General features: G+C 60.8%; 26 protein-coding genes. 12 read left to right on the top strand and 14 right to left on the bottom strand.

Features of this window, described 5'->3' with window-relative positions; all coding sequences use genetic code 11:
• Positions 1 to 12: 12 nt before the first annotated feature.
• Positions 13 to 816 (top strand): L,D-transpeptidase family protein, encoded by an 804-nt coding sequence (locus tag ASG68_RS00610; RefSeq protein WP_062576002.1) that lies wholly within the window; start codon positions 13 to 15, stop codon positions 814 to 816.
• A gap of 54 nt (positions 817 to 870) precedes the next feature.
• Here the strand turns inward: ASG68_RS00610 and ASG68_RS00605 are convergent, their stop codons facing one another.
• The 3 genes from ASG68_RS00605 to ASG68_RS00595 all read right to left on the bottom strand — a co-directional run bounded on the left by ASG68_RS00605 (position 871) and on the right by ASG68_RS00595 (position 3,751).
• Positions 871 to 1,257 carry a response regulator gene (locus ASG68_RS00605; protein ID WP_162243572.1) on the bottom strand — a complete coding sequence of 129 codons (387 nt, stop codon included), beginning with the start codon at positions 1,255 to 1,257 and terminating at the stop codon, positions 871 to 873.
• 2 nt (positions 1,258 to 1,259) lie between these two features.
• Entirely contained in the window at positions 1,260 to 3,191 is a 1,932-nt protein-coding gene (locus tag ASG68_RS00600; RefSeq protein ID WP_156373789.1) for a sensor histidine kinase, read from the bottom strand.
• A gap of 80 nt (positions 3,192 to 3,271) precedes the next feature.
• On the bottom strand, positions 3,272 to 3,751 hold the full coding sequence (locus ASG68_RS00595; RefSeq protein ID WP_062576005.1) for a MarR family winged helix-turn-helix transcriptional regulator: 480 nt from the start codon (positions 3,749 to 3,751) through the stop codon (positions 3,272 to 3,274).
• Positions 3,752 to 3,902: 151 nt separating this feature from the next.
• Between ASG68_RS00595 and ASG68_RS00590 the strand changes: the two genes are divergently transcribed.
• The 3 genes from ASG68_RS00590 (at position 3,903) to ASG68_RS00580 (ending at position 8,438) form a co-directional block, all read left to right on the top strand.
• Positions 3,903 to 4,325, top strand: coding sequence for an organic hydroperoxide resistance protein (locus tag ASG68_RS00590; protein ID WP_062576006.1), 423 nt, complete (start codon positions 3,903 to 3,905; stop codon positions 4,323 to 4,325).
• Positions 4,326 to 4,463: 138 nt separating this feature from the next.
• On the top strand, positions 4,464 to 5,207 hold the full coding sequence (locus tag ASG68_RS00585) for a LuxR family transcriptional regulator (RefSeq protein WP_062576007.1): 744 nt from the start codon (positions 4,464 to 4,466) through the stop codon (positions 5,205 to 5,207).
• Positions 5,208 to 5,378: 171 nt separating this feature from the next.
• Entirely contained in the window at positions 5,379 to 8,438 is a 3,060-nt protein-coding gene (locus ASG68_RS00580; RefSeq protein ID WP_062602639.1) for a M10 family metallopeptidase C-terminal domain-containing protein, read from the top strand.
• A 106-nt stretch (positions 8,439 to 8,544) separates the two neighbouring features.
• Here the strand turns inward: ASG68_RS00580 and ASG68_RS00575 are convergent, their stop codons facing one another.
• Positions 8,545 to 10,098, bottom strand: coding sequence for a helicase HerA-like C-terminal domain-containing protein (locus ASG68_RS00575; RefSeq protein WP_062576009.1), 1,554 nt, complete (start codon positions 10,096 to 10,098; stop codon positions 8,545 to 8,547).
• A gap of 278 nt (positions 10,099 to 10,376) precedes the next feature.
• Between ASG68_RS00575 and ASG68_RS00570 the strand changes: the two genes are divergently transcribed.
• Positions 10,377 to 10,772: a DUF2780 domain-containing protein gene (locus ASG68_RS00570; RefSeq protein ID WP_062576010.1), complete on the top strand. Its 396-nt coding sequence runs from the start codon at positions 10,377 to 10,379 to the stop codon at positions 10,770 to 10,772.
• Here the strand turns inward: ASG68_RS00570 and ASG68_RS00565 are convergent, their stop codons facing one another.
• The gene (locus tag ASG68_RS00565; protein WP_062576011.1) at positions 10,773 to 11,948 is read right to left on the bottom strand and encodes an MFS transporter; all 1,176 of its coding nucleotides are present in this window, start codon (positions 11,946 to 11,948) and stop codon (positions 10,773 to 10,775) included.
• A 223-nt stretch (positions 11,949 to 12,171) separates the two neighbouring features.
• On the opposite strand from ASG68_RS00565, the gene ASG68_RS00560 reads away from it, so the two are divergent.
• The 3 genes from ASG68_RS00560 (at position 12,172) to ASG68_RS00550 (ending at position 15,111) form a co-directional block, all read left to right on the top strand.
• Positions 12,172 to 13,857 carry a calcium-binding protein gene (locus tag ASG68_RS00560; RefSeq protein WP_062576012.1) on the top strand — a complete coding sequence of 562 codons (1,686 nt, stop codon included), beginning with the start codon at positions 12,172 to 12,174 and terminating at the stop codon, positions 13,855 to 13,857.
• 70 nt (positions 13,858 to 13,927) lie between these two features.
• Positions 13,928 to 14,437: a MarR family winged helix-turn-helix transcriptional regulator gene (locus tag ASG68_RS00555; protein ID WP_062576013.1), complete on the top strand. Its 510-nt coding sequence runs from the start codon at positions 13,928 to 13,930 to the stop codon at positions 14,435 to 14,437.
• On the top strand, positions 14,434 to 15,111 hold the full coding sequence (locus ASG68_RS00550; RefSeq protein WP_062576014.1) for a GNAT family N-acetyltransferase: 678 nt from the start codon (positions 14,434 to 14,436) through the stop codon (positions 15,109 to 15,111). Before ASG68_RS00555 ends, ASG68_RS00550 begins: the two co-directional genes overlap by 4 nt.
• Before the next feature lie 286 nt (positions 15,112 to 15,397).
• Here ASG68_RS00550 and ASG68_RS00545 read toward each other — a convergent pair whose 3' ends face one another.
• Positions 15,398 to 16,231, bottom strand: a complete 834-nt coding sequence (locus ASG68_RS00545; RefSeq protein ID WP_062576015.1) for an aldo/keto reductase — start codon at positions 16,229 to 16,231, stop codon at positions 15,398 to 15,400.
• Between the two features lie 96 nt (positions 16,232 to 16,327).
• Positions 16,328 to 17,509 (bottom strand): MFS transporter, encoded by a 1,182-nt coding sequence (locus ASG68_RS00540; RefSeq protein WP_062576016.1) that lies wholly within the window; start codon positions 17,507 to 17,509, stop codon positions 16,328 to 16,330.
• 156 nt (positions 17,510 to 17,665) lie between these two features.
• Between ASG68_RS00540 and ASG68_RS00535 the strand changes: the two genes are divergently transcribed.
• A complete protein-coding gene (locus ASG68_RS00535; RefSeq protein ID WP_062576017.1) occupies positions 17,666 to 18,559 on the top strand; it encodes a LysR family transcriptional regulator in 894 nt (297 codons plus the stop codon).
• Positions 18,560 to 18,606: 47 nt separating this feature from the next.
• Here ASG68_RS00535 and ASG68_RS00530 read toward each other — a convergent pair whose 3' ends face one another.
• The gene (locus ASG68_RS00530) at positions 18,607 to 19,095 is read right to left on the bottom strand and encodes a hypothetical protein (RefSeq protein ID WP_062576018.1); all 489 of its coding nucleotides are present in this window, start codon (positions 19,093 to 19,095) and stop codon (positions 18,607 to 18,609) included.
• 278 nt (positions 19,096 to 19,373) lie between these two features.
• Here ASG68_RS00530 and ASG68_RS00525 point away from each other — a divergent pair, with 278 nt between their 5' ends.
• Complete coding sequence (locus ASG68_RS00525; RefSeq protein WP_244484065.1) at positions 19,374 to 20,120, top strand: gamma-glutamylcyclotransferase; 747 nt, start codon at positions 19,374 to 19,376, stop codon at positions 20,118 to 20,120.
• Here ASG68_RS00525 and tam read toward each other — a convergent pair.
• The 6 genes from tam to ASG68_RS00500 all read right to left on the bottom strand — a co-directional run bounded on the left by tam (position 20,098) and on the right by ASG68_RS00500 (position 24,135).
• Complete coding sequence (gene tam, locus ASG68_RS00520) at positions 20,098 to 20,868, bottom strand: trans-aconitate 2-methyltransferase (protein WP_062576020.1); 771 nt, start codon at positions 20,866 to 20,868, stop codon at positions 20,098 to 20,100. The genes ASG68_RS00525 and tam overlap by 23 nt on opposite strands.
• 15 nt (positions 20,869 to 20,883) lie before the next feature.
• Entirely contained in the window at positions 20,884 to 21,534 is a 651-nt protein-coding gene (locus ASG68_RS00515) for a haloacid dehalogenase type II (RefSeq protein WP_062576021.1), read from the bottom strand.
• Between the two features lie 193 nt (positions 21,535 to 21,727).
• Positions 21,728 to 22,303 (bottom strand): phosphatase, encoded by a 576-nt coding sequence (locus ASG68_RS00510; protein WP_062576022.1) that lies wholly within the window; start codon positions 22,301 to 22,303, stop codon positions 21,728 to 21,730.
• Between the two features lie 140 nt (positions 22,304 to 22,443).
• Positions 22,444 to 22,653 (bottom strand): hypothetical protein, encoded by a 210-nt coding sequence (locus ASG68_RS00505; RefSeq protein WP_062576023.1) that lies wholly within the window; start codon positions 22,651 to 22,653, stop codon positions 22,444 to 22,446.
• 62 nt (positions 22,654 to 22,715) lie between these two features.
• Positions 22,716 to 22,883, bottom strand: coding sequence for a Thivi_2564 family membrane protein (locus ASG68_RS31780; RefSeq protein ID WP_112405649.1), 168 nt, complete (start codon positions 22,881 to 22,883; stop codon positions 22,716 to 22,718).
• Positions 22,884 to 23,094: 211 nt separating this feature from the next.
• Positions 23,095 to 24,135, bottom strand: a complete 1,041-nt coding sequence (locus ASG68_RS00500) for a zinc-dependent alcohol dehydrogenase family protein (RefSeq protein ID WP_062576024.1) — start codon at positions 24,133 to 24,135, stop codon at positions 23,095 to 23,097.
• Between the two features lie 154 nt (positions 24,136 to 24,289).
• On the opposite strand from ASG68_RS00500, the gene ASG68_RS00495 reads away from it, so the two are divergent.
• Positions 24,290 to 25,177 (top strand): branched-chain amino acid aminotransferase, encoded by an 888-nt coding sequence (locus ASG68_RS00495; protein WP_062576025.1) that lies wholly within the window; start codon positions 24,290 to 24,292, stop codon positions 25,175 to 25,177.
• 131 nt (positions 25,178 to 25,308) lie between these two features.
• Positions 25,309 to 26,346, top strand: a complete 1,038-nt coding sequence (locus ASG68_RS00490) for a D-alanyl-D-alanine carboxypeptidase family protein (RefSeq protein WP_200943270.1) — start codon at positions 25,309 to 25,311, stop codon at positions 26,344 to 26,346.
• Positions 26,347 to 26,417: the final 71 nt, after the last annotated feature.

The raw sequence follows: 26,417 nt of genomic DNA, 5'->3' as shown, positions 1-26,417 counted from the left end.
TTATAGAGTTCAATGACCCTGTCCAAATCCTTCTCCCGCCGGCAGTTTCTGACCGCGTCCGGGCTGGCCGTCGCGTCAGCAGGGCTTGCCGGCTGCACGTCTTCCATGAATGCCGACCGTTTCCGGGCCGAGACCGCCCCCTATTTTCGCGATCCGCGGCTGGAAGGCCGCTACTTCGGCCCCCGCTTTGACGGCACACCCGAACAGGCCGTTGGAAACGGCCTGCCGGAAGCCCGGGTGGAGCCCAGTGGCCTGCCGGCGCAATCGGCCTACTATGCCGAAGTGTACGGCCCCGAATATGATGGCGGCTTCTCCATTCCCGCCGTTCCCTATCAGCAGATAGATCCGCGCTTCTATCGTCAGGAGGTCGAAAACACCTTCGGCGAGAAGCCGGGCACCATCATTGTCGATACCGGCGAGCGCTTTCTCTATCTCATCCTGTCGAACGGCCGGGCGATGCGCTATGGCGTCGGCATCGGCCGCGAGGGCTTTGCCTGGTCGGGCAGGGGTGTCATCCAGTGGAAGCAGACATGGCCGCGTTGGAAGCCGCCGAACGAGATGGTCGCGCGCCAGCCGCATCTCGAGCAGTATTCCATCGCCAACGGCGGCATGGCGCCAGGGCTAAACAATCCGCTCGGCGCGCGCGCCATGTACATCTTCAAGAATGGCGAAGACACGCTCTACCGCCTGCACGGTACGCCGGAATGGCAATCGATCGGCAAGGCGACATCGTCGGGCTGCGTGCGGTTGATCAACCAGGACGTCATCGATCTCTATGGCCGCGTGCGCGACAAGGCGCCGATCCTCGTCATCTGACCGGGGTTTTATGGTCCGACGGGCTCTCGCCATCGGCGGGAGCCGCGTCCACGTTCAGGACCCGTGCCTTTCGTCTCCCAGAAGAACGGCCATCGCGCGCAGGTTTTCGGGCGTCAGCGGTTTTTCGAAATAGCTTTTGACGAAGTCGTACTTCATCGCCTTTTCGCGATCGGCGGCGTGGTGCGAACTCGTCAGCATGGCGACCACCGGCGCATGGGTCTCGAACTCCTTGGTATAGTGTTCCAGGAATTCGAAACCATTCATGACCGGCATGTTGATATCGAGAATGATCGCATCCGGGGTGGTGTCTTTCAGCACGCCCAGGGCCTCAAGCCCGTTCATCGCCTTCAGCACCTTGATGTGCGGGTCGAACCTGCGGATCGTGTAGGTGCAGATGAACTGGTCGTTTTCATCATCGTCGATGGTCAAGATCGAGTGCATCTTCATCTCCTGTTATCCTCCGGCAATGTCACTGTAAAAATGCTGCCCTTGTCCTGTCGTCGGTAGGCGACCGTGCCGCCGAGGTGCTCGACGCTCTTGCGCAGGATATAGAGCCCGAGCCCGCTGCCATGGGCGTGTTGCGGGTGAAAGCGCTTGAACATCTGGAAAAGCTGCGGTTCGTATTCCCGCGGAATGCCGATGCCGTTATCGGCGACGGAGAGCACGAAGCGCCCTTTGACGCGCGATGCGCGAATGAAAACTTCCGGCGAAGATTCACTGGGGTCGTGGAAAATGATCCCATTCGAGATCAGATTGTCGAGAATGATCTGGAATCGGCTGACCTTCTTGCTGATGACCATCGCTTCCGGAATGTCGATATGCACGGTCACGCGCCGCTCCCCATCGGAATAATGCAGCCGGTCCACGGTATCGCGCACCATCGCAGCGACTTCGATCGGGCTGTCCGCTTCGTCCATCATCTTCGTCCGCGTGAGGTAGATGATGTTGTGGATGAGATGGTCCAGCTTGCGAAAGCTGCGTTCGATACGGGACAGGACCGGCTGCAACTCCTTGACGTCGATGCCCTGGCGGATCATGTCGTCGGCAATCGCGACCAGCCCCAGTGACGAGGCGATCGGCGAGCGCAGGTCGTGTGACGTCCGGTAGGAGAATTCCTCCAGTTCGGCATTGGCATCGAGAATGTCGCGCTCATAAGCCTTGCGTTCGGATATATCGCGAACGATGCCGCTGTAGATGATCTGGTGGTCGAGATCGATCCGGGCGATCGAAAGATCGAGCGGAAAGGTCGAGCCGTCCTTGCGCTGTCCTTCCGCCTCGCGCCCGATGCCGATGATCTTGGCTTGCCCGGTTTGCCTGTAATTGGCCAGATACTGGTCATGCTCGCCGTGATAAGGCGGCGGCATCAGCATCTTGATGTTCTGCCGCAGCATTTCTTGCTCGGAATAGCCGAAAATCCTCTCGCAGGCCGGATTGATGGATAGGATCGTTCCGCGTTCGTCGATGGTGATGAAGCCGTCGACGGCGGTATCGATGATGGCAGCCAGTCGCTTGCGGCTTTCCGACAGTTGCGTCGCCATGCCGCGGGAGCGTTCGGCACTTCGAAACGCGTAGATGATCAGGCAGGCAAAGACACTGCCGGAGAGTAGCAGCACGCCGAGCAGCGTCGAGCGAGCATTGACATTCTCGCTGGCCGGCAATTCCTGCGTGAACAGCACTTCCTGGCGCATGAGTTCAATGTAGGTCAGCGACAACAGCAGGAGATAGGTGGCCGCCGCAAGCGTCGCCGCCACGATCGCGGGATTGTAGCCGATCTTTTCAAGTCCGAAGAAGATCAGCCCCGTCGAAAGAGCGAAGAAGCACAGCGCCGTCTGTGGCGACATGCGCGCCAATGGCAGCCAGTCCTGTGCGGTCGTGATGCTCAGCGCATAGCCAATCAGGGCGCTGACCGAAATCATGCAGACAAGTGCTGCGCAGACAAGCCGTGGATTCGAGTTGCGCCTGAGCAATGCCGTCAGAACCACGGCCGTATTGATCAGGATGAAGCAGAAGGCAGTATTGGGCGCCATGCGCCCCGGGTGGCTTGCCCCGTTGGTGAAAAAAGGCGTGATGAACAGCCGGTCGACGTTGAGGTCGATCGCGAACAGTTGCTGGGAGAGAATGAAGGCTGCAAATGCGGCCGTGAAGATGGCTGGAAGAATGGCTTGCCTGTGAAGGCTTGTAAAAAGCAGGCAATAGGCGCCGCCGGTCACCAGAAAACTCAACGCGGTGTTGAATTGCATCGCAAACAGCATCGGCACGGCTTTCGCCAGCGCCTCGGGACGGATGAGCCAGAGCGACATCATGGTGAGGCCGATGGCCATGCTCAGGCATCCAGCGCCAAGGCCGAGCTTTTCCCATGTAAACCCGCTGCGCACTGGTACTGCCTCCCAGCGTCAAGAATCGCTGATACAGACATTAGCGCGATGGTTGCGCATTGGAAGGCTGGGCCAGCGCTTTAGCTGCGTTGATTGTCATCCAGATGGCGGTTGAGGTCGCTGAGTGCAGTGCGCAGCGCCGCCGCTTCTTCCATGCTGCAGCCCGTCGCCTTGCCGATTTCCATCAGGATACCGAAGGCTTCCGTCTTCAATTCCCGGCCTTTGGGGGTCAGCGCGATGATCACCTGGCGCTCATCGCTCTTGTCGCGCGTGCGGCTGACAAAGCCCGATGTTTCCAGTCGCTTGAGCAGGGGAGACAGGGTTCCGGAATCCAGCCGCAATTCCTCGCCGATGCCTTTCACCGTCATGCTGTCCTTCTGCCACAGGGCAAGCAGCACCAGATATTGTGGATAGGTCAGGCCGAAACGATCGAGAAGCGGCTTATACGTCCGGTTGAATGCATGCGCCACGGAATAGACGGCAAAGCAAAGCTGCTGGCCGAGCGCCAGGGCTTCCCCATCTTTCAGTACCGTCCCATGGATGTCATGATCGCTGCTCATAACCACATTCTCGCAGTTCCGCCGATGTTTTGCAATTTGCAAAATTGTATTGTGTCCAATTAAATTATGCGCTATTGAAAATCCAGGCAACGAATTTGCCGCGCAATTAACCGCCCCGAACTCAGATAAACCTGGAACCAAGGAGACAGACATGCCCATTCTCTACACAACCAAGGCATCCGCCACCGGTGGCCGCGCCGGCCGCGCCGTGAGTGAAAACGGCGTTCTCGACGTCACGCTGACCGTTCCGAAGGAACTCGGCGGTGACGGCGCCACCGGTACCAATCCCGAGCAGCTGTTTGCGGCCGGTTACTCCGCCTGCTTCCTCGGCGCGCTGAAGTTCGTCGCCGGCAAGGAAAAGGTAAAGATTCCGGATGACGCCACCGTGACCGCAACCGTCGGCATCGGTCCGCGCGAAGATGGCACCGGTTTCTACATTTCGCCGTCGATTTCGGTGAACCTGCCGGGCGTCGACCGCGAAGTCGGCGAAAAGCTCGTCGCCGCCGCGCACATCGTCTGCCCCTACAGCCACGCGCTGCGTACCTCGACGGAAATCTCGGCAACGCTCGCCTGAGCTAATCAGCAGTTCATTGAGAAAAGCCCGGTGGAGCAATTCACCGGGCTTTTCGTTTTTCTGGAAAGGGACGCGACTTGTCAAAGTCCACCCGATGTTCTTCACTGCATACCGCTGGAAGGCATCGGGGGCACTCGCATGGATATGCATATCGGCGATGTCGAGCCGGGCGACATCTTCGCCGCGATCAACGATATCCTGCGGGCGACCGACGCCGAGACGTGCACCGCCATCTTCCGTTCTGTCCTCGATCGCTGCGGCATCGACACCTTTGCGTCGGGCGAGGTGGACCTCAGGTCGCGCTCCCGCTCCGTCTTTCATGTCATCGATTGGCCAGACGATTGGCGCGCCTACTACTTTGGCTCCGGCCTTGTTCATCGTGATCCGCTGGTGAGTGCGCTTGAACACCGTGTCAGCCCCTTCACCTGGGCGGAGTTGCGATTGGACCGCACCTTGCCGCAAGTGGGCACCGAGGCCCTTGAGCGGACTGCGGAAGCCGGCTGGGTCGATGGTCTTGTCGTTCCCCTTCCAAGAGGCGGCGGCAAGCGGGTCGGCATCGTCAGCATTGTCGCGCGAAGATCCATGATCTCTGCCGCTCAGAAACACCTGCTGCCGGCGCTCTGCATCTGCTATCACGAACGCCTGCGCGGCCTCATCTCCGCGCAACGCCTGCCGGTCGCCCCCGCAGGACTGACCTCACGGGAATTCGATTGCCTGCAGCTTGTCGCGCGGGGCATGTCGGACCGCCAGATCGCCGCCGAACTCGGCATCGCCGTCTCGACCGCCCACGAACATGTCGAAAACGCCCGCAAACGCTTTGAAGCCGCCACCCGCGCCGAACTCGCCGCTGCCGCGGTGTCCTTGGGCATTATCCATTTTTGACGCGCGACGCGCCGTGAACGTGCCTGTTAATCCAGAAGAACAATTCTTCTCGCCGCGATTGTTTGTCACACAACCCTTGCTATAAATCATTCATCGCATATCGCGGCAGGGCATTAGGTTCGTCATAGCTTAACCGCCTGAAATGGTTTCGAAACGGGTGGATAGCTGGGCATGGCGAGGATTGTCGGGAAGACGAGCGCGGACGAGACGCTGAGGGGCACGAGCGGTGACGATGTCATCATTGGCGGTGTGGGATACAATACCCTCTTTGGCGGCGGTGGGGCAGATGTCTTTGTGGTCGGCAGCGGTTTCGGTCGCTACAGTTATGATACTATCGAGGACTTCCAGCGTGGAATCGACAAGATTGACGTTTCAGCGATCGGATTCTCCAGTTTCAGTCAGATGATGGATTATGCGTCGGGATATAATCTGTCTCTGGCGACCGGAGTTTCCGCAAATTCTCGGGGATTTGAGCTTGGAAATCTGAAACTTTTCAGATTGTCCCCGGATGATTTCATTTTCAATACATCGAAAACCTATGTCGATCGATCGACAGGCGAAAGCGAAGATCTATTCGGGACGGCCGCCGACGATGTGATGGTTGCCCAGAGAGGAGACTGGGGAGGTGACACGCTGTACGGCGGCGACGGCAACGATGTCATGGATGGCCGGGGCGATATGAGCGCAAGGCTTTATGGCGGTGACGGTAACGACACGATGATCTCCATCGGCAACGATGTCTATGGTGGAAACGGCAACGATACCTTGACGTTTTATGGGGGAGGCATCGCCCTTCTGAACGGAGGTCAGGGCGCGGATATCTTCAAGGTTCCGCCGCGCGTGATCAGCGAGTATTCCGGCCCCCAGGCTGTCATTGAGGATTTCAAGATCGGTATCGACAGGATCGATGTCAGCGGTTTTGGCGTCACCAGCTTTGCCCAGTTGAAGGCGCTCTTTGAGCTGCCTGAGAGAGGTGGCCGCGGCACGTATTTCGACGCCTACTACGGCGCCACCGGGTGGTACTCGGAAGGTGAATACTCGGTCGAAATCCGTGGCATCCGCATGGAAGACCTGAGTGCGAGTGATTTTATCTTCGCGGCATCCACGACAAAACCGCGCGCTGGAACCGCGCTGGATGACGTCATTTTCGCGGGAAGCGGGAATGACAGGATCAACGGCAGCAGCGGGTACGACAAGCTGTTCGGCGGTGCCGGAAACGACGTTCTCATCGGTGGCTATGGTACCAATGAGCTGTACGGGGAAGAGGGATCGGATACCTTCGTCATCAACGCGGCAAGGAATGGGAAACAGTCCTCGCAGCATATCGGGGACTTCGAGGCCGGCGTCGACAAGATCGATCTGTCCGCGACGGGGATTTCCGATTTCGAGCAGCTCCAGTTCATTCTGGAACCGATGGACGGGCAGTTGCGGTTCAGAATGGCAATCGACGAATACGAGCACTCCGTGCTTCTCCGCGGTGTGCGTGCAGGGGATCTTAAGGCTTCCGATTTCATCTTCTATCAAGGCGAGGGGAAGGTGGTTTCCGGATCCACTTTCATGGACCGCATGTTCGGAAGCCGTTTCGCCGATACGCTGAGCGGCAGGGTTGGAAACGACGAACTGCTCGGGGGCGGCGGAAACGACCGCCTCCTCGGTGGGGATGGCGACGACACGCTGTACGGAGGCGCGGGAAACGACATCCTAGAGGGCGGCGCCGGCAACGATCGGCTGTATGGGGGGACGGGCACAGACCTCTTCAAGCTGACACATCGGGGGGGCAGCATGACGTGGCTCGCCGATTTTCAGGCGGGCGTCGATAAGCTTGATCTGTCGATCCTCGGGATTTCGAGCCTTGATCAGGTGCAGATGATGCTCAAGCAGGAAGGCGCTGCCAAGTCATCTTTCACCATTCATTTCCTTGACCGTCTGGTCACCGTCGTCTGGGAAAATTTCGACATCCTGAAGCTCACTGCAGGAAATTTCGTCTTCAACCAGTCAGGATCGAAGAACCTGGTTGGCACCTATGATCGCGATGATCTCTTCGGCAGCACGAAATCAGACACACTGAAGGGTGGTATGGGAAGCGACAGGCTTTTCGGCGGCGACGGCAACGATACGCTTTACGGAGACGACTACGACGACCAACTGTATGGAGGCAGGGGCGACGATACTATCTTCGGCGGCGACGACAACGACGCGATCACTCCGGGCTTGGGCAAAGATCGCGTTGATGGCGGGGAGGGGATCGATACGATCCATTTCGTTTCAAGCGTCGTGCTTGACCTCACAAGCCCCGCCAACAATACCGGCGAGGCCAAATCGGATACCTACACCAATATCGAGGTGTTTCGCGGTTCGGCCTCCGATGACCTGATGACTGGGGACGCTCTGGTAAACACATTCTACGGCGAGGCCGGCAACGATATCGTCAAGGGGATGGCCGGCAACGACAAGCTGGACGGAGGAAATGGCGACGACCGGCTGTATGGCGGTTCCGGCGATGATCGGCTTCTGGGTGGCCGGGGCAATGACCGGCTGTACGGCGAAGCCGGCTTCGATGCGATCGAGGGTAGGGATGGCGACGACACGATCGTGGCGAGCAGCTGGGATGAGGTTAACGGTGGGGAGGGCGTGGACCGGGTCGTGTTTTCAAAGCCCGTCGTGGTGAGTGTAGGCAGACCTTCACTGGGCGAGGGGGAGGCTGAGGGGACGCGCTACTACTCTATCGAAATCTTCGAGGGCTCCAGCGGTGACGACATCATGGCGGGCAGCAGCTATGCCGAAACGCTACGCGGCGGCGGTGGCGACGATGCGCTGGGCGGTATGGCGGGGAAGGATGTCCTGTCAGGCGGCGATGGCGCGGACCTCGTGTATGGCGGTCTGGATGCCGACATGCTTTATGGCGGGAAGGGTGCAGACCTCTTCGCCTATGACGTGGTCTCCGATTCCAGGGTTGCGGAAGCGACGCGCGATACGATCTTCGATTTTTCCGGCAAGGAGGGAGACAGGATCGAATTATCCAACGTCGATGCCAATACGAAGCTCGCTGGCAATCAGGACTTTATCTTCCTCGGCACTGCCGCGTTCACCGGCAAGGCGGGCGAACTCCGCTACGACAAGGCTGCATCCGACACCTATATCTACGCCGACATCAATGGTGATACGAAAGCGGATTTCGCCATCCATCTGGATGATGCCATGGCCCTGTCGAAAGGCTACTTCGTGCTGTGAAGAGGTTGCCCGCTGACACAGCGGGTTTGGGACCCTTGTTGCTCCAAAACAAAAAAAACGGCGGCTCCATCGGGCCGCCGTTTTGCGTTGTGAATGCCGAACGATCCTACCGCTTCAGGCTTCCGAGAATCCCGCGCACCAAAGCCCTTCCGAGCGAAGAAGCGACGGTGCGGGCGACGGATTTCATGGCGGCTTCGGCGACGGTTTCGCGCTGGTAGCCGGAGCGGGCCTTCGGCTTGGGCGATTGCGGCGCGCTGTCGTCACCGAAGCCCGGAAGCGTCCAGCCGCTGCCGCCGGGGGCTGCCGGTGGCGGAGCGTCTTCTGTCTCGCGCTGGGCCTCTGCCTGCTGTGTCGCCTTGGCAGCGCGCTTGGCCAGCAGTTCATAGGCGGATTCCCGGTCGAAATCCTCGTCATAGAGCCCGGCGACCGGGCTGATCTTCATGATGTTGGCGCGCTCGGCCTCTGTCAGCGGGCCGGCGCGGGATGACGGCGGGCGCACCAGCGTGCGCTCGACCATCGAGGGCGAACCTTTGCCTTCGAGCGTCGAAATCAGCGCCTCGCCGGTGCCGAGCGTCGTGATCACGGTGGCGCAATCGAAGTCTGGATTGGGGCGGAACGTGTCTGCCGCCGTTTTTACCGCCTTCTGCTCGCGCGGCGTATAGGCGCGCAGCGCGTGCTGGACGCGATTGCCCAGCTGGGCCAGCACGGTTTCCGGCACGTCGAGCGGGTTCTGCGTGACGAAATAGACGCCGACGCCCTTGGAGCGGATCAGGCGAACGACCTGCTCGACGCGCTCGACCAGAACCTTCGGCGCGTCGTTGAAAAGCAGATGCGCCTCGTCGAAGAAGAACACCAGTTTCGGCTTGTCGGGGTCGCCGATCTCGGGCAGTTCCTCGAACAGTTCGGACATGAGCCACAGCAGGAAGGTTGCGTAGAGCCGCGGGTTCATCATCAGCTTGTCGGCGGCCAGCACCGAGATCGCGCCGCGTCCGTCGCGGGTGGTGCGCATGATGTCGGAGACCTTGAGCGCCGGTTCGCCAAAGAAATTCTTGGCACCCTGCTGTTCGAGGATCAGCAATTCGCGCTGGATCGAGCCGACCGAAGCCTTGGAAATGAAGCCGTATTTGTTGGAAAGCTCGGTGGCGTTCTCGCCCATATAGTTGAGCATCGCCTGAAAATCCTTCAGGTCGAGCAGCGGCAGGCCGCCTTCGTCGGCGATCTTGAAGGCGATGTTGATGACACCTTCCTGCGCGTCCGTTGCGCTCATCAGGCGCGACAGCAGGAGCGGTCCCATTTCCGACATGGTGGTGCGAACGCGGTGACCCTTTTCACCGTAGATATCCCAGAAGATCACCGGGAATTCCTGGAAGGCGAAATCGTTGAAGCCGATCTGTTCGGCACGCTTGGTCACCCAGTCTTTCGCTTCGCCCATCGCGCCGATGCCGGACAGATCGCCCTTTACGTCGGCGCAGAAAACCGGCACGCCGGCATTGGAGAAGCTCTCCGCCAGCACCTGCAGCGTCACCGTCTTGCCGGTGCCGGTGGCGCCGGTCACAAGTCCGTGACGATTGCCGAATTTCAGCTCCAGATACTCGCCCTTGTTGATCGTGTCGTCGGGTTTGCGGCTTGTGCCGATATAGAGCTTTCCGTCCTCAAGCATGCGGGCCTCGTCTCCGTTTCGTGTTGAAAGCGCGGGTAACTGCCTTCATCACATTGTTTTCTCAACGCTGTTATAGGAGGAGTGCCTGTCACCGGCAACAGAAGGATTGCGATGGCGCATCGCCCCAGACATGGCCTTCGCGTCGCATTGTCATTTTGTGCGAGGCATGAAACGATAACCCTGTTCGCGCAGCGGATACCCGATCCGGCTGGCGCTTGAGTTTCCATTCCAGATAATTTACCTTGACGTTCACGTCAATTAAACGAGGAGAATCACCTATGAATGAACTGGTCACCCGCGTGGCGGACAATGTCGGCATCGACCCGGCAACCGCTGAAAAGGCCATCGGCATGATGCTCGGATTCCTGCAGCGCGAAGCTGCGGATGGTCCGGTCGCGAAGATGATCGAAGCCATTCCCGGCGCGTCCGAACTGGTCGCCAAGTTCAACGGCGAAGGCTCGGGCGGCGGCGGGCTGCTCGGTGGTCTGCTGAGCGCTGTCGGTGCCGGCGGCGGCGTCATGGCGCTCGGCCAGCAGTTGATGAGCCAGGGCCTCGGCATGGGCGAAATCACCGCGCTTGCCAAGGAAACCATCGGTTATGCCAAGGAAAAGGCCGGCGCCGAGACGGTGGATGAAGTCGTGGCCTCCGTACCCGGCCTCAGCCAGTTCGTCTGATCAGTCAGCTTTCCCGTTCACAGCCGGTTTCGCCAGCGCGAAGACGGCCGTGAATACCACCAGCGCCAGGCCGACGCCGACGGGTGCTGCGGACGGGCCGAACAGGTCCATCACGGTGCCTGTCGCGCCCGAGCCGGCACCGCTTCCCACTGCATAGGCGAGCGTGAAGGCGGCACTGCCCGCCACCAGCATTCCGCCCCGATATTGTTCGCCGAGCATCGTCAGCGCGCAGGTGTAGAGCGAAAAGCTCGCCGCGCCGAGAAGCGCGAAGTCGATCAGGATCGCTGCCTGCGATGTCAGGAAGGGAATGACGAGGAAGGCGACAGCACCGATCGCTGCCGTTACGGTTGCCACCTGATGGCGCGGCAGGCGGTCGAGCGCCATGCCGATGAAGGGCTGGGCAAGCGCCGTTGGCAGCGCCAGCACGGTGACGCTCAGCGCCGCGAAGGCCTCCGAATGGCCGGTCTTGACGAAATAGACCGGCATGACCGAAATCGCTGCGATATCCGAAAATCCGAAGGCCAGAACCATGGCGACCAGAAGCGGCGCCTTGCCGAAAAAGATGAAGACGTTGCGCGTCGAGGACGCCTCGGGCGTGGTCTTCGTCGACAGCGTCAGGATGGCGGTGGCAAAGGCGACGAGCGCCACATAGACGGCGGTCAGCGCAAAGCCAAAGCCGCCTTCGGTACCAACAAGCGGAATGACCAGCGGACCGGCGGCAAAACCGCCGCAGACGCCGGCGCCATAAAGGCCGGATACCCGGCCGCGTAGCCGGTCGGGGCAGGCGGAATTCATCCAGGCCTCGCCGAGCATGAAGATCAGGCTGGCGAAGAATCCCAGAAGAAATCGCGCCAGAAACCAGGCCGGCAGCGACACGGTTGCGGCAAAGGTCGCAAGGCACAGCGAACAACCGATCAGGCTGACGATGATCAGCCGGTCGGTGCGGATGCGCGAGGTCAGCTGCCCGAGCATCAGCGTCGAGGCGGCGAGACCGAAAGCGAAACCGACGGCATTGAAACCGATCATCGCCGGGGTTACGCCACGGCTTTCCAGTGTCAGCGAAATCAGCGGATAGGTGATGCCCTGTGCCACGGAAAAGGCCGACGCGCCGAGAATGACGGCAACGATGGCCGCCCAATCCGGCATGAAGTCGGCTGTGGCGTTTTGCGTGTGCATGCTGTCCTCCCGGCATCAGGTATTGACGCCCCTCATATCCGAACTTCGACCGGGATGAAATGGCGGTTCAAAGGACGTCTCGATGCGTGTCGCCCATCCGCACTGACCGGCAATCACCCAAAAATAGTCGGCATCACCCCAGCGAAGATCCGAGACTTTTGGCGGCGCGCGCGTAAGCTCTGCGCTCTTCCATTGCTTTCAGTCAACGATCGGGAATCGCATCATGGCGTCCATCATCTTCAATACGGATTCGGTCGGTTCGGGTATCCGTGCTTCTCTGGTCACCTACGAGACGGCATTCGTCGGACTGGGCGTCACGGTCGGATCGACGGATGGCATCGCCATCGACGGTCTCGGCGATGGCATCAATATTAACGTGCAGGGAACCGTCATCGGCCAGACGGCGGCGATCGCCTGGGGATCGACTGGCAATTTCGGCAGCAACTTGTTCATCGGCAAGAGCGGTTATGTCGGCGGCTTTACGACCGGCATTTCGATCGCCGGTTTTGATGGCAGCATCGACAATCGCGGAACGATCTGGAGTGCCGGCACCGGCATCGAGATCGATGCCCAATCCCCTGTCGGGAACTTGAAAACCAGCGAGATCAGCAACAGCGGCGCGATCGAAGGCGAAACGGCAATCCTGAACAGGAATACCGATGCGCTCTATATCCTCAACACCGGCACGATCGAGGGGTCGGCCGATGCCTTCGTGTCGGAGGCTGCGGCCAGCGACATCATCGTCAACGAGGGCACGATCATAGGTGATGTCCTGCTTGGCGATGGTGACGACGACTATGATGGCTCCTCCGGCGTTCTGGAGGGAACGCTCTATGGCGGTGCCGGGCAGGATTATATCACCGGTGGACAAGGCGCGGATGATCTCGATGGCGGTGATGATGCCGATGACATTGCCGGGTGCGCCGGCGATGACTACATCACGGGAGGTTCGGGCACGGACCTGCTGGCTGGCGACGCCGGCGACGATGAAATCTATGGCGGTGCCGATGAGGACATCATCGACGGCGGAACGGGCGCCGATTTCATGGTCGGCGGCTCAGGCAGCGATCTCTATCTCGTCGACGATGAGGATGACCTCGTGATCGAGGCTGCCGGCGGCGGCAGCGATGCCGTATTGACGCTGGTCAGTTACGCGCTGGAATACGGCCAAGTCGTCGAGCAATTGGTTTTCGCCAACCTGTCGAGCACCGTCACGGACGTCACGTTGACCGGTAACCAGCACAGGCAGGCGATTTTCGGCGGTGACGGCAACGATACGCTGAATGGCGGCGGCGGCACGGACCGGCTCACCGGTCTGATCGGGAATGATATCTATATCGTCGATGGCAGCGATACGATTGTCGAGGCTGCGGGCGAGGGGATTGATCTCGTCCAGGCCTATGCTGGCTATACGCTGGCTGCCAATGTCGAAAATCTGACCCTGATGGGCGCCACGGATTTCAACGGGGTGGGCAACGACCTTGCCAATATCATCACCGGCAACAGCGGCAAGAACACGCTGACCGGCAATGCGGGCGACGATACCATCAACGGCGGCCTTGGCCGGGACAAACTCTCGGGCGGCCTTGGTAAAGATAGTTTCGTCTTCGACACGGCCCTTTCTGCGGATAATGTCGATTCCATCGGCGCGTTCAACGTCGCCGATGACACGATCTGGCTTGAAAACGCGATTTTCACCGCGCTCACGACCACGGGCACGCTCGCTTCCTCTGCTTTCGCCAGTAACCTGACCGGACGTGCTACCGATTCCGCCGATCGGATCATCTATGAGAGCGATACGGGGAAACTGTTCTACGATGCCGATGGCAACGGATCGGTAGCTGGCATCCAGTTTGCGGTGTTGGGGAAAAACCTTGCGGTAACGGAGGCCGATTTCATCATCATCTGATGATCGGGCGCCGCGGAGAAACCATGATTGCTTGACATTTACATAACGCGTTATATAACAAGTTATGTAAATGGAGGCGAGCGTGGACGATATCCTTCGCAATCTTGGTTTTTTGTGTCTCGGTTCGCGCCTGAAGCGGATCGGCGAGCGCTTGCAGGCCGATACGCAGAAGATCATGGATGATGCCGGTGTCGGCATCGCGCCCGGGCAATACCCATTGCTTGCGGCGCTGGACCGGCTTGGACCCTTGTCGGTCGGCGATCTTGCTGAAGCGCTGGGAGTCAGTCAGCCGGGCGTCACCCGCAGCCTGTCGCAGTTGGCGGCGCTCGGTCTCGTTCATCAGCAACCGATACCGGGCGATCAGAGGCGCAAGGTGGCCAGCCTGTCGACGGCTGGGGAGCAGCTTGTTGCTACGGCCAAGGCGGAAATCTGGCCGCGCATCGAAAGCGCGGTAATCGATCTCTGCGGGACATTCGACGGCCCTTTGCTCTCCCAACTTGCGGCCATCGAGGACGGATTGGCAGAGCGACCACTGTCCTTGCGCGGTTCCGGAGCCAGCCGTCCGGAGGACAAGCCATGAGCCACATCCTTGATCGTCCGATCTGGAGCGCGCTTCAAACGCGCCACGCCTCCTTGGCGCAGGGCGACGCGCTCGCCCTTCGTTATCCGCCGACCGTCAGCCTCTTCGCTGCGACCGGCGATGATCGCGCGGAAAGTCTCGACGCCCTCCGTGCTTTGGCATCCCCCGGCGAAACCCTGCTTGTCGTGCAATCCTCCGAAGCGCTGGTGCCGGCGGGTATGAAGGCCGTATCGCGGGCATCGCTGGTGCAGATGATGGCGGTGGAACCCTTGCCCGAAATCGCCGATCCGCGTCTCGAACTGCTGGGGCCGGGCGATGCGCAGGCCATGCTGGATCTCGCGACCCTGACGAAGCCGGGACCGTTCACGCTCGGCGCCCAAAGCTTCGGTTCGTTCTGGGGCATCAGGCAGGGTGGACGGCTGGTGGCGATGGCGGGCGAGCGGCTGAAACAGCCGGGCTATACCGAACTCAGCGGTGTCTGCACTCACCCCGACGTGCGAGGGCAGGGGCTCGGGCGGCTGATGTCCTTGTATGTCGCCGGCAAGATCTCGGCGCGCGGCGACCGGGTCTATCTGCATTCCTATAGCACCAACACGGCGGCGATCACGCTTTACGGCTCGATCGGCTTCAAGCTGCGATCGGACATGCATGTGACGGCGCTGGCGCTGGTGTAGCGGACTGCATGGAAATTTCCAGCAGCGCACATAGTTGTTGATCGCCTTGATACCGCAGCCTGCGATTTGACGAGATCCGCACGCATTCTCCCTCATCCCCGCCCTCGTGGCGGGGATCCAGCGACCCGACGTCTGTCGGGTCAAAAGACTCTTTCAGCCCAAGGACTTGGGCTGGCTGGATTCCCGTGACAAGCACGGGAATGACGGAGTGGAAGGCGGCTACGCCATTTCCAGGTTGCCTATAAAATCGTCAGGACAGACTTTCACTGACAGTTTGTAACGTGCCTTAGGCAGCCTTGTCCCAGTCCGGTGCGAGCCCACCCGGACTGACGATGCGGCCGTTCGGGCGGGCGAGCTTGTGAATCGCGGCCATCTCGTCGGCGGACAATTCAAAGTCGAAAATATCGAAATTCTCCGACAACCGGCTTTCCGTCGCCGTCTTCGACAGCGTCACGACATCCTTCTGCTGGATCAGCCAGCGCAGAACGACCTGCGCCGCTGTCTTGCCGTGTCTTGAGCCGATATCCTTGAGAAGCGGCTCGTTCGGCACCTTGCCGTCGGCCATGGCAAAATAAGCTGTTATCGACATGCCGGTAGCGCGGGCGGTATCCAGCACCTTCGTCTGGTCGAGATAGGGGTGGTACTCGATCTGGTTTGTGGCAATCGGCGCGTCGCTCAATTCCACCGACTTCGCCATCAGGGCCGTGGTGAAATTGCTGACGCCGATATTCTTGACCTTGCCGGCTTTCTGCACCTCGTTCAGGGCGCCGATCTGTTCGGCCAGCGGCACGCTGTTGTTCGGCCAGTGCAGGAGCAGAAGATCGACATGGTCGGTGCGCAGCTTCTTCAGGCTTTCATCGACCGAGGCGATGAAATCGGCGTGTTTGTAGTTATCGACCCAGACCTTGGTGGTGAGAAAAATCTCGTCGCGCGGAACGCCGGAAGACTGGATCGCTTCACCGACCTGCGCCTCGTTGCGGTAGGCTTGTGCGGTGTCGATATGGCGGAAACCGGTCCTGATCGCCTGCGGCAGGATGCGCAGCACCTGTTCGCCGGGGATGCGGAACGTGCCGAAGCCGAGAACAGGCATATTGGCGCCGTTGGCGTTGACAGTTTTCATGGGAATGTCCTTTCGGGAGGAAGACCCAGCGGGCGGCCGGGTCTGGAATGACGGTTTATAGATGTGGCGTTTGCCGGTGGGTTCAAGCTGCCTGTCTTACGCGGCCTGTGCAACCGCATCCGGCTTGCGGTCGAGGGCGCTGCTGACCAGCGTCAGGACCAAGGCTCCGGTCACCAGAATGGCGCCCACCCACGGCGTTGCCTGCAGGCCGAGCGGCGAGGCGACGACCAGCCCGCCGATCCAGGCGCCGGCGGCAATGCCGAGGTTGAAGGCGGCGATGTTGAGCGCCGAGGCGACATCGACTACACCGGGGCGATGCTGCTTGGCGAGTTGCACCACATAGAGCTGCAAGCCGGGTACATTGGCAAAGGACAGGAAGCCGAGGGCAACCAGCGTGACCAGGGCTGGAACGGTCGAAACCGAAGTGAAGGTGAAGAGAACCAGCACGGCGGCCTGCGCGGCAAACAGCCAGATCAGCGCCTTCACCGGATTGCGGTCGGCAATGCGGCCGCCGATAATGTTGCCGGCAGCGATCGCCAGACCATAGAGCATCAGAACGAGGCTCACCGACGAGGCGGCAAAGCCGGTAACGTCCTGCAGCATCGGCGCCAGGAAGGTGAAGGTGACGAAGGTGCCGCCATAGCCGAGCGCGGTCATAGCGAAGACCAAGAGCAGGCGGCCGGAAGCGAGAACGCGAACCTGATCGAGAATGCTGGCGGGCGCAGCCTTCGACAGCGTCGAGGGCAGGAGTACGGCAATCGCGGTCAGAGCCATGGCGCCAAGGCCGGCAACGGCAAAGAACGTGGCGCGCCAGCCAAACGTCTGGCCGATCAGCGTGCCAAGCGGAACACCGGTGACGATGGCGACTGTCAGGCCCATGAACATCAGCGCGATGGCCGAGGCACGGCGGTTTTCCGGCACGAGATCGGCCGCGATGGTGGCGCCGACGGAGAAGAAGACACCGTGGGCGAAGGCGGAGAGGACGCGGGCGACGAGCAGCATCTCATAGGTGGGGCTGATTGCTGCGAGCGTGTTGCCGGCGATGAACAGTGCCATCAGGCCGAGAAGCAAAGGCTTGCGCTCGATACGGCCGGTGAGTGCCGTCAGGATCGGCGCGCCGAAGGTGACACCGAGCGCATAGATGGAAACGATGAGGCCAGCGAGCGGAAGGGTGATGCCGAGGTCGGTCGCAACCGTCGGCAACAGGCCGACGATGACGAATTCGGTGGTTCCGATCGCATAGGCCGCGATCGTCAAGGCAAAGAGAGCAAGTGGCATTGGAGCACCTTTGTCGCCCGTGGGAGGCGGGCTGTGTTGGTGGCGGTTGTTCACCGTCATTGGGTTTCGTTGTGTGGAATATGGGCCAAAGCCACTTGCGCGATAATCCGATGGAATGGATAAATGGCTGTGAATTGAATTCACAAGGATAGGTCGATGGACAATCGGGCAGGGGAGATGGAGGTCTTCGTCGCGGCAGCGGAGCTGAAGAGCTTTTCGGCCGCGGGGCGTCGGCTGCAACTCTCGCCATCCGCCGTCAGCAAACTGGTGACCCGCATCGAGGACCGGCTCGGCACCCGCCTTCTGGTGCGCACCACGCGCTCCCTGCTTCTGACTCCGGAAGGGGAAATTTATCTCGCCCGGGCGCAGCGCATCCTGTCTGATATCGCCGAGACCGAACTGGTGGTCGCCAATGGCGGCCGGGCGACGCCACGAGGGCTGCTGCGCATCAACGCCACCGTCGGCTTTGGCGAGCGCTACATCCTGCCGCTGGCTGGCGAATTTTTGGCGCTTTATCCGGAGGTGCGGCTGGATATCTCGTTGACGGACGGCGTCATCGATCTGATCGAGGAGCGCACCGACATCGCCATTCGCGTCGGCCCGATGCGCGATTCAACGCTGAAGGCGCGCAAGCTGATGGAGAGTTACCGCATCACTGTGGCGACGCCGGATTATCTGGCGCGACATGGTGCGCCCCTGACGCCGGATGAACTCATCCATCACAATTGCATCACCTTCACCTTCGGGCGCAATCCGCGCGAATGGCTGTTTCGCGATCCGGTCAGCCGCGCCACCTATACCCGGCCGGCGCCGGGCAATGTTCAGGCTTCCAGCGGTTCCATCGCCCGCAATCTGTGCCTGACCGATCTCGGGATCGCCCGTATCGGCAAGTTCGATGTCGAGCCGTTCATCGAAAAGGGGGCACTGGTGGAGGTGCTGGCGGATTACAATCCGCACGAGCCGGAACAGGTCCATGCGGTCTTTGCCGGGCATGACCATCTGGCGGCCCGCATCCGGGCCTTCATCGATTTCCTGGCTGCGAAGATGTAAGAATTCAGGCGGATGGCGTCATGCCACCCGCCCGAACCACGGTCTCGTTAAAGCGGCTTCAGCGAGCCGATCATGGCCTGCAGTTCCGCACCATGTGCTTCCTGCATGCCCTTCGTGCCCCAATAGGTGATGACCATGATCTTGTCGGGCTTCGGCGAGACGAAGGTCAGGCTGATGCTGACGTCGCCGTCATTGTCCTTGCCATCCCAGTTGAGGCTGGTTGCCTTCATGCCGTTGAGTTCGCCGGCCGATTCCTTCTGAGTGGCGAGATCGACGGTGACGCCGCTGGTCTTCAGGTATTCGACACAGCCGTCGATGACCTCCTGCGTGCCCTTCTCGTCGGTAACGTCGATGGAAAGGTAGATGGCATCGTCGCCGGCATTGGCCTCGATACCGTCATCGGTGACCGTCGGGCTCCAGCTGTCGGGAATATCGATCGATGCCGCCGGCTCCTCGCTCGGGAATTGAAGGGCGGCGGCATAGGATGCAGTCGGCAGGAAAGCGGCGAACAGGGCCGCAGCGATCAATTTCTTCATGGGGGTTACCTCCTCATTTTCGCAAAGTCTTCGGAATGGATGCAATCGGGTTCACGCGGATAAAGGCAAATCTGCCGGCATCGTACAGTTCGACCGTTTCGCGCCTGTCGGCCATGAAGCCTTGAAAGGCGTTGCGGATCGGTCCACATCCCTAGAAATACCTGAAATTCCGCTGGAGGCAGCGTCCAACTTTGGGGCATTGTGCTAGAGGTCGCATTCCGATGCGAAAACCTCCGTCCCTAATCCCGCCGATCCGAATCCCGTTCGAGACCCGTTGAATGCCCAAGCCGAGAACCATGTCCCTGACGCCTGACCTCGTTGCGCTTTGCCATCGGGAAGAGGCCGATCCGGGACCGGACCCGACATATTCGAAGCTCAGCGACGCCGATTACCGGCAGCTGGCCGAAAGGCTCGCCAGCGAATGCGATCCGGATGGTCTCTGGGTGTTTGCCTACGGCTCGCTGATCTGGAAGCCGGAGTTCGATGCGATCGACAAGCAGCGGGCGACAGCCTTCGGCTGGCACCGGGCCTTTTCCCTGTCCATCAAGCGCTGGCGCGGCTCCGAGGAGCAACCGGGCCTGATGATGGCTCTCGAACGGGGTGGCCGCTGTGATGGCGTCATCTACCGCCTGCCGGATGGCGACCGCGTGCAGCAGATCGAACGGATGCTGCGCCGTGAGGTGACCTATCACGAAGGCGTGGGCTCGATCCGCTGGCTGCCGGTCAGGGCAGAGACCGGGCACCTCAAGGCGCTGGGCTTCTGGGTGGGGGTGACCGGTGAGCGGCGCGCAGAAAAGGGCGAGCCGCTGGAGGCTGTCGCCTCCGTTCTCGCGCGCGCCTGTGGCCACATTGGGTCCTGCGCCGAATATCTTTACAATACCGTCTCGCATCTGGAGGATTTCGGCATTCACGACCGCAATCTCTGGCGGCTTCAGCACCTCGTGGCGCATGAAATCCATTCGATCCATGGAATCGAGCAGCCGTCTGTGCGTGGGGCGTTGGTCAGCCCTTCACCGCAATCATGAACAGTCTTGGAAACCGCAGGACCACGCGCCCGTTCGCGAGCGGCGGATAGGCCGCCCGGATGCGTTCGAGATAGGCGGCGAGATAGGCCTGCTTCGCCTCGTCGGGCAGTACGTCCAGGTAGGGACGCAAACCGGTGCCCTTCACCCATTCGACAATCGCTTCGGCATTGGCGAGGCGATGATAATAGACCGTGTGCCAGATATCGACATAGGCGCATTTGGGCATGAGCCTGTTCAGATAAACGGATGGCTCCGGCAGCGCATCACGGCGCTTTCCGCCCTTTGGGTAGAAGCGCGAAAAGCGCGTGTCCTCCGCCAGTTCGCGCATGCAGACATGCGTCGGCTCATCCAGATTGTCCGGCATCTGAACGGCCAGAACCCCGCCAGGCAGAAGTGCATCCATCAGCCGGTCGAACACGCTGAGGTGATCCGGCAGCCACTGGAACACGGCGTTGGCGAAGAACAGCGCGGCGGGCTCCGGCGGCACCCATTGTGTCAGGTCCCCTTGCTCGAAACTGATATCGGTGAGGCGCGTGCGGGCGGCTTCCAGCATGTTGTCGTCACCGTCGACGCCGGTCAGCAGGTAGACCGGAAAGCGGTCGCGAATGAGTGCGGTGGAATTGCCCGGGCCGCAGCCAAGATCGTAAAGCGGCCCGTCGGGAATGCTGGAAACCTTGTGGAGAAGGTCGCGGGCAGGGCGGGTGCGCTCGTCCTCGAACTTGACATATTGTTCCGCCGACCAGGCCATTATCGTCTCCGTGAGTTATAGGCTTTCCAGCGAGGGCAGGATCAGCGCCGGCCCGAAATCAGTGTATTCGTCCGGCATGTCGCTGCGATTGATCCAGACCGTACGGAACCCGAACTTCGTCGCCCCGGCAATGTCCCAGCGATTGGAGGACTGGAAGGACACGGCATCCGGGTAAAGCCGGTAGCTGGTGGTCACCATGTCATAGACGGCGGGCGCCGTCTTGAAGGACCGCACGGCCTCGACGGAAAAGATGTCATCGATGATCAGGTCCAGCCCCGCCTTCTTCACCGCCGATTGCAGCATCTGCGGCGTACCGTTCGAGAGGATGGCGATGCGGGCGCCGCGATCCTTGAGGTTCTTGAGGACACCCGGCACTTCCGGGTAGCAGTCCAGATGCCAGTAGGCATCGAGCAGCGCCGCCTTGAGGCTAAGGTCGGCGGAGGGAAAGCGCGCGAAGGCATAATCCAGCGACTGTTCGGTCAGCGTCCAGAAATCGGTGTAATTGCCCATCAACGCCCGGATCCAGGAGTATTCGAGCTGCTTGGCGCGCCACAGCGTCGAAAACGCCTCGCCATCCGGACCGATCCCTTCCGCGTGCTTGCGCACGGCCGAATGCACGTCGAACAACGTGCCATAGGCATCGAACACATAGGCAGCATGAGCCATCAACTTCCTCCTGTCATTCCAGTCGTGGCGAGCAACCTCACTCCCGAAAGGCTTGCCTCCACGTCATTTTCGACCGCACCGCTGTTTTGGCGGCCCGTTTTCCAAGCCTTGCGGTCCTCGCTCATCAGCGATGTTAGCTAGGATCATGGCAAAGATTTGTGCGGCGCACAATCATTTGCCAAGAGGGGCTGGATCAACTTTTCGCGGGTTTCCAGACCTTGGCGGGAAAGCGCAGGGCCTGCTTGGCAAGCTTGCCCTTGAGCCCGAGGACCGTGTCGCAAAGACCGGTGACATGCCGGTTCGGCTTGGCTTCCGGGCGCAATCCGTGCAGGGCGGCGGCAGCCTCTTCCGGGTCCATGTAACGGGCGAGAATGCCCATGGTCAGCGCGGTCGAGCGGCCGATGCCGCGCAGGCAGTGGACCAGCAGATGCGCGTCCTGTGGCAGCTGGTCGACAAAGGCGAAGGTCCGCTCGATCGCCTCGGCCCGCGCCGCATCCGGCTCGTCCGAATCCGTCACGTCGCCGAACAGCAGTTCCAGATGGCTTCCGGCGGGAAGGTCGATCATCGACAGAAGCTTGGAACCCGTCGCGCGAATCGAGATCAGATGCGTCGGCGCCCAGAGCGCCCGGTTGTGCCGCGCTTCGGTCTGCGAACTGACGATGATCCGGATCGGCCAGCCATTCGGATGGGCGGGATTGGTGCTCAGCAGCGGGGCATAGAGCGCCTCCGCCTGCTTGTCGACTGCCTGCTTCTCCGCCGCCAGTGCCATGGATCGCCTCGTTGATTCCTCTTCATGGAGAAAATAGCGATGCCTCATGGACGCGAAAAGACCAAAAGCGCACTGGCCGCATCTTGCCCGCACCATGCTGAATAAGAGTTAGCGGTGGGCTTGAGAAATACGGGCTGTAGTTACGCCTTTTTCTTCTTTGCCGTTCCCTTTTTGACCGGCTTTTCCTCGGCAGGCTCCTGGGCAAGCCGCAGCGCCTTGAGCATGGCGGTTTTCTTGTTGCGGGCGATCAGTTCGGCATTGATGATGCCGAGCGCAGCAACGGTCGTCTCATCCGGGCTTCGGCGGACCGTCGGCTTGGCCGGAGCCTTGACGTCATTCTTGTTTGCCAATGGGTGCACTCGCTTTCCGGTTCGGGGAGGGTGGCTGCGGGAGATCGCTCTCCCGCCCGTGATCAGAAGACCGCGAGGTATTTCAGCAGTGAGATGATGCCGATGATGATGACGATGATCTGGACGATCTGCTTGGCGCGACCGTCGATGGGCAGTCTGGCAACCAGATACAGAACGAGCACAATAACGAGAAACGTGATCAGGATGCTGATCAGCATGGATGATGCCATGGTCTACTCCATTGATAACGACGCCACGCAGCGTCTGCCACTGTAAGTAGGGCGGTCTCGACCGATTGTAAGCCGTTGCTTGAGATGAATCTCGTAGCCCGACGAGATCAGCGTCGGGTTATTCGCAAACGGCTTTGCCGTGCTGCCGCCGTCGATCATGGCCGCCGCAGCGACAAGAAATGCCGTGTCGTTTCCTGTGTGGCCTGCTCTCTCAAAACCGCGTGATGACGCTGATCCCCAGATCCTGCGCCGTATCCATCGTCATCAGCGCCGGCACGGCTTCCTCCAGGCTGATATGGCGGCCGATCAGTTTTTGCGGGTTGAGCTTGCCTGTCTCCAGCATGGCCATCATTTCCTGGTAGCGCCAGGCCTGCATGCCGTGGCTGCCGTAGATTTCCAGTTCATGGCCGATCACCTGTGCCATCGGGATTTGCGGGCTGGCATGGTCTCCCAGCATCAGTCCGACCTGGACGTGACGGCCGCGGCGGCGCAGGTTCTTGATCGAGTTGAAGCAGGTGACGGGCGAGCCCAGAGCATCGATCGAGACATGCGCGCCGCCCCTGGTGATCTCGCGCACGGCGTCAGCCACATCGCCGGTGACGCTGCCGTCGATGGTGGCGACGGCGCCGATCTCGCGGGCGAAGGAGAGTTTCGTTTCGGAAATGTCGATGGCGATGACATTCGCACCGAGTGCCGTGGCGATCATGATCGCCGACAGGCCGACGCCGCCGCAGCCATGCACCGCCACCCATTCGCCGCCGCGCACCCGGCCCTGGTCGACGATGGCGCGAAAGGAGGTGGCAAAGCGGCAACCGAGGCTGGCGGCCGTGGCATAATCGAGGTTTTCGGGCAGATGCACGAGGTTCTGGTCGGCGAAATCGATCGCCACATATTCGGCAAACGAGCCCCAGTGGGTGAAGCCCGGCTGGAACTGGTTGGCGCAGACCTGCTGGTTGCCGGAATGGCACTCGCCGCAGCGGCCGCAGCCGGAAACGAAGGGCACCGTCACCCGGTCGCCGACCTTGTAGCGCAGCACGCCCTTGCCGGTCGCGGCAACCGTGCCGGCCAGTTCATGACCCGGCACATGCGGCAGGGCAATATCGGGATCATGGCCCATCCAGCCATGCCAGTCGCTGCGGCAAAGCCCCGTCGCCTCGACCTTGATCACGACGCCATCCGCGCTTGGCGTGGCGTCCGGCAGTGTCCGGATTTCCGGCGTCTTGCCGAAGGCGTCATAATACATGGCTTTCATGGGACGGGTCCTTTTCGCTTCGGGCGGCAGACTATGCGAGTGGCCGATCGGCTTCCAGATTGGACGGCATGACTTTTTTTGATGTACCTATTTACCCCAGTTCTCGATTTTCGGGTTATGCCCATCGAAGAAAAACGAAAAACAGGAGAGCCCCATGGCCGTCGATACATCCCCGCGCAGCACCACATGGACCTTTGTTGATGGCGAATGGATGTCCGGCAATCCGCCGCTGATCGGGCCGACATCCCATGCCATGTGGCTGGGTTCGACGGTGTTCGACGGCGCGCGCTGGTTCGACGGCATCGCGCCGGACCTCGACCTGCATTGCCAGCGTGTCAATCGTTCGGCGCTGGCGCTGGGCCTGAACCCGGTCGTGACGGCGGAGGATATCGAAGGCCTTGCCTGGGAAGGCGTCAAGAAGTTCGATGGCCAGACGGCGATCTATGTCAAGCCGATGTATTGGGGCGAGCATGGCATGCCCGGCAGCGTCGTCGCCGTCGATCCGGATTCGACCCGGTTCGCGCTCTGCCTGTTCGAAGCGCCGATGGGTGAAGGCCCGGGCGGCCAGACGCTCACAGTCTCCCCCTTCCGCCGCCCGACGATCGAATGCATGCCGACCGATGCCAAGGCCGGCTGCCTCTATCCCAACAATGGCCGCATCCTGGTCGAGGCGCGCAAACGCGGCTTTTCCAATGCGCTGGTGCGCGACATGCTCGGCAATATCGCCGAGACCGGTTCGTCGAATGTCTTCATGGTCAGAGACGGCGTCGTCTTCACGCCGGCCGCCAACCGCACCTTCCTCGCCGGCATTACCCGCACCCGCGTCATCACGCTTTTGCGCGACGCCGGCTTTGACGTGGTCGAGACGACGCTGACGCTCGCCGACTTCGAAACCGCCGACGAGATCTTCACCTCCGGCAACTATTCCAAGGTGGTCCCCGTCACCAAACTCGAAGACCGCGACCTCCAGCCCGGCCCGATTGCTGCCAAGGCGAAGGACCTTTACATGGACTGGGCACATTCGACGGCGACGGATTTGTGATTGCATGACCGCTCGTTCATCGAGCGGTCACACCCGGCGGAATGACGGTAAATCGCTTGTCCTTTCGCGACGCATGATGCAATGAGATGCCTTCCTCCGGAGACAGGCATATGAACAGGAACACACGCGGAATGATCGGACGATCATGGAAAGGACTGTCGTTCGCGGCATGTCTGCTGGCCGCGACGTCAGCGGCGGCGACACCTGTGCTGGTCGTCGATGCAGACAGTCACAAGGTTCTCTATCAGGAGGATGCCGGTGTATCGTGGTATCCGGCCTCTACGACCAAGCTGATGACGGCCTATCTGACCTTCGAGGCCCTGCGTGCCGGCACCGTGACGATGACGACACCGGTGAGCATGAGCCGAAATGCCTCGAAACAGGCCTTTCTTGAATCCGGCCTGACCTTCGGGCGGACCATGACGCTGGAGGATTCGCTCTTCGCGACGATCACCGCCTCCGCCAATGACGTTGCCGTTGCGCTTGCCGAAACGGTCGCCTCTGACGAGGTGTCGTTTGTCCTTCACATGAACGAGACGGCTCTCCGTCTCGGCATGACGGGAACCCATTTTACCAGCCCGAATGGCCTGTTCGACAAGAGCAACTATACGACCGCGCGCGACCTCGCGATCCTGGGTCTGGAAGTGGACCGCCTCTTTCCGGAATACCGCCGCTTCTTCCTGGCGACCGCCGTCACCATCGATGGCAAGGAGATCAAGTCCAACAATCAGTTGCTGACCCGTTTCAGCGGCACGGTCGGCATGAAGACGGGTTTCCTCTGTGCCTCCGGGCGAAACTATGTCGGGCTGGCGGAGCGAGACGGCCGCCGTGTCATGGTGGTCATGATGGGCGCGACGACGGAACGCGAACGCAACGAACGCGCCGCGCAATTCCTGACGCAGGCCTTCGGCGGCCAACTCTCCGCCACGGCCACGTCTGTCGAAGACCTGCAGAACCGCACGGACGTGGCCGCGCAGGATATGCGGGTGCGCCTGTGCACGGACCAGAGCGTCGCCTATGAGGCCAGCCGCAACGCGCTTTATCCGATGGGCCTGCCGGGCAATGTCAGCTATCTCAACGATCAGATCCCGGAACAGGTCCACGTCATCCGCACCTGGCAGAACGATAACATGAGCGACGTGCCGATCCCGGTGCGCCGCCCTTCGTGACGTCATCGCTCGTGAAACTCTCCTGAAATGACGGGTTGAGCGAACCGGCTGCAACGGCTATCTGATGCCGA

The organism is Rhizobium sp. Leaf453 (assembly GCF_001425605.1).
Classification (GTDB): Bacteria; Pseudomonadota; Alphaproteobacteria; order Rhizobiales; family Rhizobiaceae; genus Pararhizobium.
This window is presented reverse-complemented; position numbering and strand designations above follow the sequence as displayed.

What these genes read in the sequence shown, in the direction of transcription:
- ASG68_RS00500 (WP_062576024.1), bottom strand. Translation starts at nt 24,135, where the DNA reads ATGAAAGCCATGTATTATGACGCCTTCGGCAAGACGCCGGAAATCCGG.
- ASG68_RS00590 (WP_062576006.1), top strand. Translation starts at nt 3,903, where the DNA reads ATGCCCATTCTCTACACAACCAAGGCATCCGCCACCGGTGGCCGCGCC.
- ASG68_RS00555 (WP_062576013.1), top strand. Translation starts at nt 13,928, where the DNA reads ATGGAGGCGAGCGTGGACGATATCCTTCGCAATCTTGGTTTTTTGTGT.
- ASG68_RS00510 (WP_062576022.1), bottom strand. Translation starts at nt 22,303, where the DNA reads ATGGCACTGGCGGCGGAGAAGCAGGCAGTCGACAAGCAGGCGGAGGCG.
- ASG68_RS00560 (WP_062576012.1), top strand. Translation starts at nt 12,172, where the DNA reads ATGGCGTCCATCATCTTCAATACGGATTCGGTCGGTTCGGGTATCCGT.
- ASG68_RS00605 (WP_162243572.1), bottom strand. Translation starts at nt 1,257, where the DNA reads ATGCACTCGATCTTGACCATCGACGATGATGAAAACGACCAGTTCATC.
- ASG68_RS00575 (WP_062576009.1), bottom strand. Translation starts at nt 10,098, where the DNA reads ATGCTTGAGGACGGAAAGCTCTATATCGGCACAAGCCGCAAACCCGAC.
- tam (WP_062576020.1), bottom strand. Translation starts at nt 20,868, where the DNA reads ATGGCCTGGTCGGCGGAACAATATGTCAAGTTCGAGGACGAGCGCACC.
- ASG68_RS00570 (WP_062576010.1), top strand. Translation starts at nt 10,377, where the DNA reads ATGAATGAACTGGTCACCCGCGTGGCGGACAATGTCGGCATCGACCCG.
- ASG68_RS00565 (WP_062576011.1), bottom strand. Translation starts at nt 11,948, where the DNA reads ATGCACACGCAAAACGCCACAGCCGACTTCATGCCGGATTGGGCGGCC.
- ASG68_RS31780 (WP_112405649.1), bottom strand. Translation starts at nt 22,883, where the DNA reads ATGGCATCATCCATGCTGATCAGCATCCTGATCACGTTTCTCGTTATT.
- ASG68_RS00540 (WP_062576016.1), bottom strand. Translation starts at nt 17,509, where the DNA reads ATGCCACTTGCTCTCTTTGCCTTGACGATCGCGGCCTATGCGATCGGA.
- ASG68_RS00580 (WP_062602639.1), top strand. Translation starts at nt 5,379, where the DNA reads ATGGCGAGGATTGTCGGGAAGACGAGCGCGGACGAGACGCTGAGGGGC.
- ASG68_RS00530 (WP_062576018.1), bottom strand. Translation starts at nt 19,095, where the DNA reads ATGAAGAAATTGATCGCTGCGGCCCTGTTCGCCGCTTTCCTGCCGACT.
- ASG68_RS00545 (WP_062576015.1), bottom strand. Translation starts at nt 16,231, where the DNA reads ATGAAAACTGTCAACGCCAACGGCGCCAATATGCCTGTTCTCGGCTTC.
- ASG68_RS00550 (WP_062576014.1), top strand. Translation starts at nt 14,434, where the DNA reads ATGAGCCACATCCTTGATCGTCCGATCTGGAGCGCGCTTCAAACGCGC.
- ASG68_RS00535 (WP_062576017.1), top strand. Translation starts at nt 17,666, where the DNA reads ATGGACAATCGGGCAGGGGAGATGGAGGTCTTCGTCGCGGCAGCGGAG.
- ASG68_RS00490 (WP_200943270.1), top strand. Translation starts at nt 25,309, where the DNA reads ATGATCGGACGATCATGGAAAGGACTGTCGTTCGCGGCATGTCTGCTG.
- ASG68_RS00610 (WP_062576002.1), top strand. Translation starts at nt 13, where the DNA reads ATGACCCTGTCCAAATCCTTCTCCCGCCGGCAGTTTCTGACCGCGTCC.
- ASG68_RS00525 (WP_244484065.1), top strand. Translation starts at nt 19,374, where the DNA reads ATGCCCAAGCCGAGAACCATGTCCCTGACGCCTGACCTCGTTGCGCTT.
- ASG68_RS00515 (WP_062576021.1), bottom strand. Translation starts at nt 21,534, where the DNA reads ATGGCTCATGCTGCCTATGTGTTCGATGCCTATGGCACGTTGTTCGAC.
- ASG68_RS00585 (WP_062576007.1), top strand. Translation starts at nt 4,464, where the DNA reads ATGGATATGCATATCGGCGATGTCGAGCCGGGCGACATCTTCGCCGCG.
- ASG68_RS00595 (WP_062576005.1), bottom strand. Translation starts at nt 3,751, where the DNA reads ATGAGCAGCGATCATGACATCCATGGGACGGTACTGAAAGATGGGGAA.
- ASG68_RS00495 (WP_062576025.1), top strand. Translation starts at nt 24,290, where the DNA reads ATGGCCGTCGATACATCCCCGCGCAGCACCACATGGACCTTTGTTGAT.